Annotated in this window: 5 protein-coding genes and 3 pseudogenes; 2 read left to right on the top strand and 6 right to left on the bottom strand. The window is 70.0% G+C overall.

Features of this window, described 5'->3' with window-relative positions:
- Window positions 1-144: 144 nt before the first annotated feature.
- Genes ABZZ20_RS36465 through ABZZ20_RS36455 form a run of 3 tightly spaced genes read right to left on the bottom strand, consistent with a single transcriptional unit; the run spans window position 145 to window position 3,082 of the window.
- Entirely contained in the window at window positions 145-1,560 is a 1,416-nt protein-coding gene (locus ABZZ20_RS36465) for a hypothetical protein (protein ID WP_356877289.1), read from the bottom strand.
- Window positions 1,557-2,390, bottom strand: a complete 834-nt coding sequence (locus ABZZ20_RS36460) for a class I SAM-dependent methyltransferase (RefSeq protein WP_356877287.1) — start codon at window positions 2,388-2,390, stop codon at window positions 1,557-1,559. Before ABZZ20_RS36460 ends, ABZZ20_RS36465 begins: the two co-directional genes overlap by 4 nt.
- Before the next feature lie 5 nt (window positions 2,391-2,395).
- Window positions 2,396-3,082 carry a 2OG-Fe dioxygenase family protein gene (locus tag ABZZ20_RS36455; RefSeq protein WP_356877285.1) on the bottom strand — a complete coding sequence of 229 codons (687 nt, stop codon included), beginning with the start codon at window positions 3,080-3,082 and terminating at the stop codon, window positions 2,396-2,398.
- 911 nt (window positions 3,083-3,993) lie between these two features.
- Between ABZZ20_RS36455 and ABZZ20_RS36450 the strand changes: the two genes are divergently transcribed.
- Together ABZZ20_RS36450 and ABZZ20_RS36445 are read left to right on the top strand one after the other, a co-directional pair.
- The gene (locus tag ABZZ20_RS36450) at window positions 3,994-4,524 is read left to right on the top strand and encodes a GNAT family N-acetyltransferase (protein WP_266572643.1); all 531 of its coding nucleotides are present in this window, start codon (window positions 3,994-3,996) and stop codon (window positions 4,522-4,524) included.
- 168 nt (window positions 4,525-4,692) lie between these two features.
- A pseudogene (locus tag ABZZ20_RS36445) lies at window positions 4,693-5,178 on the top strand (transposase family protein); the annotation flags it as partial.
- Window position 5,179: 1 nt separating this feature from the next.
- Here ABZZ20_RS36445 and ABZZ20_RS36440 read toward each other — a convergent pair.
- From ABZZ20_RS36440 to ABZZ20_RS36430, 3 genes and pseudogenes are all read right to left on the bottom strand, one after another.
- A pseudogene (locus ABZZ20_RS36440) lies at window positions 5,180-5,392 on the bottom strand (hypothetical protein); the annotation flags it as partial.
- Window positions 5,389-5,589: pseudogene (locus ABZZ20_RS36435) on the bottom strand (helix-turn-helix transcriptional regulator); the annotation flags it as partial. The pseudogenes ABZZ20_RS36435 and ABZZ20_RS36440, both read right to left, overlap by 4 nt.
- A gap of 102 nt (window positions 5,590-5,691) precedes the next feature.
- A partial coding sequence (locus ABZZ20_RS36430) for a DDE-type integrase/transposase/recombinase (RefSeq protein WP_356877283.1) occupies window positions 5,692-6,018 on the bottom strand: 327 nt, incomplete at its 5' end.

The following is a 6,018-nucleotide window of genomic DNA, read 5'->3' as shown; positions in this document are numbered from 1 at the left end:
TACACTATTTCACTACCCGAGGCTCTCCCTATCTCGTTTGTTGCCGCCACCGGGGCCCCAGCGTGGGGGGCTGGGGCGCGCGCGCGGCGGGGGTCGCCGCCGCGCTCGCGCCCGGGAGCCGCAGGAGCTCCGCGTAACCCTTTATCACCATGTGGTCCCGGCTGCGAGGGCCACCGGTGCGGCGGCCGCCCGCGCCGGCGCTATGGGCTCCGTGGCCGGTTCGACACCTGGGTCCGTGGCCGGTTGGGGCGACGGGTCAGCCAGCAGGAAGACGTCCGTGCCGGTCTCGGCGCGCCAGACCAGCGTCTCATCGTCGCCGTCGACGGCGACGACGGCCGCCCGTGTGCGGATGAAGTTGTTGCTGCGTCCCAGGGAGTAGGCACCTGTGTCGCGCAGGCACAGCAGGTCCCCGGGCCCTGTGTCGTCCGGCAGGTCGACCGCGGACGCGTGGATGTCGTTCTCGTAGCACAGGGGCCCGGACACCGACCAGGTGCTGGTGCGGGACGAGTACGTCCGCCCGATCGGCTCGATCCGGTGGACCTCTCCGGTTCCCGCCCACGGGGCGACGTTGCTGCCGCCGTCCAGGATCAGCCACCGTGCCTCCGGCAGCTCCTTGCGCGACACCACCCGGGTCACCAGGCTCATGGCGTCGGAGACCAGCCAGCGACCCGGCTCGCAGGCGAGGGCCACGCCGTCGAGGCCCGCGCGTGCCATGAGCCCGTCCACCGCGGGCAGCAGCCGTGCGACGTCCAGGAAAGGCTCCTCGTCCTGTGCGGGGATGCCTCCCTGCTGGGCCCACAGTGCCGTCAGTGGACCGGTGCGCGGCCGGCGTATGCCTGGTACGCCGAATCCGCCGCCGATGTTCACCTCGCGCAGACCGAAGCGGCGGTGCAGCTGCGCCGCCTCGTCCAGGACCCGTCCGATGGCCCGGAGCATCAGCTCCTCGTGGACGATCTGGCTGCTCAGATGGGCATGCACCGAGGTGAGCGTCAGATGGGGAGAGTCGGCGATCAGGGCGACGACGCGGGCCAGTTCGGCCGAGCCCACGGGCCAGCCGAAGCGGTTGCGCAGAGCGGTGGCCGTGGCCTGGGCACGGTACGAGGGATCGCTGGAGGTCGAGACCGGGACCCCGGGAGAGATCCGGATGCCCACCTCCACGGGATGCCCGGCTTCGGCCGCCAGCTGCTCCATGACCGCGATCTCCTGCTCGCCGTCGATGTGGACGCGTACGCCGTGGCGGACGGCGGCGGCGAGCTCCGCTTCGGTCTTGACCGGTCCGTTGAACACGATGTCCGCCGGGTCGAACCCGGCGGCCAGTGCGGCGTCCATCTCGTAGCCGGACACCACGTCCGCGCCCATGCCGCGGGCGGCCAGCCTGCGCAGGATGAACGGCAGGTAGTTCGTCTTCACCGAGTAGTAGACGCGGGTTTCGCGGCTCAGGGTGCCGAGCACGCCGGCCAGCTGGTCCGCGGCCTCGTCGAGGCGGGCGCAGTCGAGGACGTGGAACGGCGTGGCGTGGCGCTCGGCGAGCCCGGCGAGGCGCTCGTGGTCGGCGCTCACGCGGACACCCCCGTCGCCCCGGCGTCAGCGGCGTGCGGGGAGACGCCGGTCACCAGGCGGAAGCCGGCGTCGATGTGTTCACGGTCCAGCAGATCCGCATAGCGGCTCTGCCACGCGCCCGAGGCCAGGTCCTCTTCCAGTCGGGCGATACCGCGCGCGACGGCCACCTGGTCCGTCAGCGCGAACGCCGAGCAGGCCCGGCGGGTCGCGGGGTCGAGGTACGCGGCGGGCCTGCGCCAGAACGCGGTCATGAAACCGTCCGTGAAGTCGTGCCACACCGGGAGCTCGGTGACCTCGCACGGGCCGAGCAGGGAGGTGAGGCGCTCCATCGAAGGGACGCGGGACCGCTCGGCGTCCGCGATCTCCGGCACGTAGTCGCGGGTGAACCAGAAGCCGCCCTGGACGTCCATGTCGTACGTGACGATGGCGAAACGCCTGGCGACCCGCTGAAGTTCTGCGATGCCCGCTTCCAGGTCGGACCAGTGGTGGACGGTCAGGACCGCCATGACGGCGTCGAAGCTCTGGTCGTCGAAGGGCAAGTGCTCGGCGCCCGCGGCGACGCACGGGGCTGTGCCCGCCGGCCGCTGGGCCCGCATCTCCTGTGACGGCTCCACGGAGACGAGCCTGACGCCGGCCGGCTCGTAGGCCCCGGATCCGGCTCCCACGTTGAGCACCGTACGCGCGTCGTTGAGTGCCCCGTGGATCAGCTCGGCCCACCGGGGGTCGGGGCGGCGGACGGAGGAGTAGCCAATGCCGATCCGGTCGTAGACGGCGGCGGTACCGCGGGGGACGGGAGCCGCGGAGGGCACGGCGAGGAGCGGGTTCGACATGGCGGTCACGCCTTCGCGCTGGCGAGGACGGCGGCTTCGTACTCCTCGCCGTAGCGGCGCTCGTCCCACGGGTTGACCGCCACCAGCCACACGTCGCGGTGACCGCCTTCGTCAGTGAGGTGTTCGATGTCGGTGACGTGGTGGAACATCAGGCGGTCGTCGAAGGCGATCGCCTGGCCGTCCTGGAGGGTGGTCCGGAAGAAGGGCTCGCCGCCGCCGAGGGGCATCAGCTGCGTCTCGCCGCCGGATATGTTGTGGCGCCGCGTGACGGCGACGATCCCGTAGTGGTGGCCGTCGCGGTGCGGGCCCTCCGGCGCCGCGACGCCCTCGACGTCGGGGGTGGACACCACGCGGCACTGGTGGACGTTGAGTTGCCAGTCGGTGTCCCGGTCGAGCCCGAGGGCTTTCGCGCCGGCCGCGATCAGCGGCGTCGGGTCGGTGGTGAGCGGCTCCAGGGTGCGCAGTTGGCCGCCGACGAGATCGTTGTACTGGCGCGGCTGCGCGAAGTGGCGGTGCGGCAGCAGTTCGAGTTTCCACGCGCCGTCGTGGACGAGGCGGAACTGCGAGAAGCGCCGGTAGCGCTGGGTCGAACCGGTGTACGGATCCAGTGGCAGCTTTTCGAACTCCCCGAGTACGTGATCATCGAGCGGAGGCGTGTCGATGATGGCGAAACCCTGCTCGTTGAGACTCATCCTTAACTCCCCGTTGCGTGCGCGCCCAGTCCTGCCCCTGGGCGGCCAACTGTGTGACCATAAAGTGATCTTGGTGATGCTAAGCAAGCGAACTTCGCCGAAACAAGATGGGTATCGCGCCAGAACGCCGGATGAAATCCTGGGTGTCAACCCTGGTCAACCGGCCTCGCCCCAGGGGGTGCAGGGTGATGTCGCGCCCCGGTCGACCCTTCCGGGGCGGCCGAAAATGATCGATCCGGTCGTGACGGCGCCCCGCCGTGCCCGCAGCCGCTGGCGCGTACGGCGGAGCGCCTGCGACGCGGGCGCGACCACCGCTCCTGGCCGGCCACCCAGTAGGGCTTGGTCAGGTTGGGACTGGTGTTGCGTGTCCTAAGGGCTCGGTGTCGTTGAAGCGTGTGACGCCGGAGGAAAGTGCAGCTGTACGCGCCGAGTTGGAGGACTTCGTCGCGGAGGTCTTCGAGCCGTTCGCCGAAGGATCAGTGCCGGTGGGGGGCCTGCGGGTCCTACTCCACAGACGGGCAGCGCAAATCGGTCGAGCCGATGGCGGCCCGGCTGGGACGGTAACCGTCAGGCCCTGGCCCAGTTCATCGCCAACAGCCCGTGGGATCCCGTGCATCCTGATGTGGGTGGTGGTCTCCGTACGCATGTGGGCAGCTTGTGCCGCGCCAGCGCGCCCAGGCGTAGCCGGGGCCGGGCAGCCGCGCGCCTCGGAAACCCTCCCAGGCCAGGGCGCCGCTACCGCCCTCAGGGGTAACGGCTCGGTCCGCGATTGATGGTGGGTGTAGCTCCGTCTCGGGGGCAGCTGATCTGGGGTGTTGCGACGAGCGTTGACCAGCCCGGGTGTTGTGGTGGCGGTGCTCGGTCGGGATATTCGCTGGTCGCCGCTTGTTGATGGTGGTCATACTGCCGCGATGGATCCAGTGACTCTCGAGACCGACCGTCTGCTGCTGCGGGCCTTCACACCTGCCGACGTGGATGCGGTGTACGAAGCCTGCCAGGACGAAGACATCCAGTTCTACACCCCGGTGCCGGTGCCGTACCGTCGTGCGGACGCGGAGAAGCTCGTCGGCGAGGAGCTGCCCGCCCAGTGGTCCGAGGACAAGGACTACACCCTCGGCGCGTTCCGCAAGGACACCGGCGCCCTGGTCGGCTCGTACTGCCTGACCCTCATCAGCCGCGGCGTCTGGGAGCTCGGTTACTGGGCGGTCAAAGATCAGCGCGGACGCGGGTACTCGGTTGAGGCCGCTCGGGCCCTGTGCAACTGGGGCTGGGCCACGCTCGACGTGCACCGCATCGAGTGGTGGGCCATGGCCGGGAACACCCGCTCGCGTGCCGTCGCCGAGAAACTCGGCTTCACCGTCGAAGGGACACTGCGCAATCGCAGCATCGCCAACGATGGCAAGCCACACGACTGGTGGGTGGGCGGACTGCTGAGGCCCTGATGCTCGGGCCGATGCTTCGCCGGCTGCGTTTGCCCTTCTGCAGGGAAGTTCCCAGCTCGGACAATTTCAGCTGAAGAGCCACCCCCATTGATCATCGGCGGGCAGCCGTGACGTGGCAGTGGCTGCACGGGTGCTTCCAGTGTGACCAAGAAGTGGGCCCGTGCGGCCTTGACCCATCCTGCCTTCTGCGGCGCCTCGCGTGCACATCTCGGCGATGTGATCGAAGAGTTGGCCGATCTGTGGCTCGCCCGGCGCGAGTCGGAGCTTCGTGAGCGGCGCGGTGCCGAGCGGCAGCGGGAGGCCGGTGCCGGCCCGAAGCACGACCTGGTCTTCACCGACCGCCTGCTCGTCACCCTGGTCCACCTACGCCCCGGACTCCCGCACGCCGCGCTCGCCGAGCTGTACGGCATCGCCCGCTCCACGATCTCCCGCGCCATCGGGGAGATCCGCCCGTTGCTGGCCATGCGTGGCTTCGCAGTCCCCGACCACTCCGGCGTGCGACTTCGGACCCTGGCGGACGTGTTCGCCTACGCCGAGGCCGCGGGGATCCAGTTGCGGATCGACGGCGCCGAGACCCAGGTTCGCCGCCCGAAGGCAGGCAGGCCCGGACGGCGGGCCTTCGTCTCCGGCAATAAGAAGCAGAACACCATCAAGACGCCTCGGCCAGGGCCGTCGTCGCGATCGTGCGGGGGTCCCCCAGCTCCGCCAGGACCTCGCCGATCGCGGCAGCGGGGCGTTCTGTGCGTGTCGCCTCGATGTGTTCGGCGAGGTCAGCGAGGAGTTCCCTGCGACGGTCGGCGGGGAGCGCGGAGGCCTCGCGCTCGACGGCGGAGAGGTAGTCGAGTACAAGCTCGGCAGAGGTCTTCATGCGGAATCTCCGGTAAGGGGGAGCGGGGTGGTCAGGAAGGCGTCGACGGCGTTGCGGAAGCCGGACCAGACGCGGGTGAACTCGTGCGCGCCCCGGCCGCTGTCGATGAGCGCGTAGTAGCGACGGGGTGGGCCGGAGGCGGACTCCTGCCAGGTAGTGGTGACCAGGTCGTCGCGGCGGAGCCGGGGGAGCAGCGGGTTGTCAATCCCCTCGAACTGTGGAGTCCTTCCTATGCACCCCGCGGTCGCTGTGGAAGACCACGCCGCGGACGTCGCCGCCGCGGGCGGCCGCTGCCATGTTCAGCGCCGCCATGACCAGGTCCGCGTCGTGGTGGAGCCCATCGCGTAGCCGAGCAGGCGTCGGGAGAACAGGTCGATGACCGTGGCGAGGTAGAGCTTGCCCTCCTCGGTGACGATCTCCGTCATGTCGCCCGCCCAGTGGAGATTGGGTTCCTCGGCGGTGAAGTGCCGCTTGACGAAGTCCGGTGCGGCCGGCCGCTTCCCCGGCCTGGTCAGCCCGCTTCGGCGTCTGACCACCCGGGCGACGAGGCCGAGTTCGGCCATCAGCTTCGCGACGGTGTTCACCGAGAGGCGCCAGCCCCTGCGGACCAGCAGGATGAAGATCTT

This window comes from Streptomyces sp. NPDC006430, assembly GCF_040612395.1.
Lineage (GTDB): Bacteria > Actinomycetota > Actinomycetes > Streptomycetales > Streptomycetaceae > Streptomyces.
Note: the sequence above shows the minus strand (reverse complement) of the source record. Positions and strands in the feature narration are given on the sequence as shown.

Coding starts and splice junctions, on each gene's coding strand:
- ABZZ20_RS36450 (WP_266572643.1), top strand. CDS start 3,994: ATGGATCCAGTGACTCTCGAGACCGACCGTCTGCTGCTGCGGGCCTTC.
- ABZZ20_RS36455 (WP_356877285.1), bottom strand. CDS start 3,082: ATGAGTCTCAACGAGCAGGGTTTCGCCATCATCGACACGCCTCCGCTC.
- ABZZ20_RS36460 (WP_356877287.1), bottom strand. CDS start 2,390: ATGTCGAACCCGCTCCTCGCCGTGCCCTCCGCGGCTCCCGTCCCCCGC.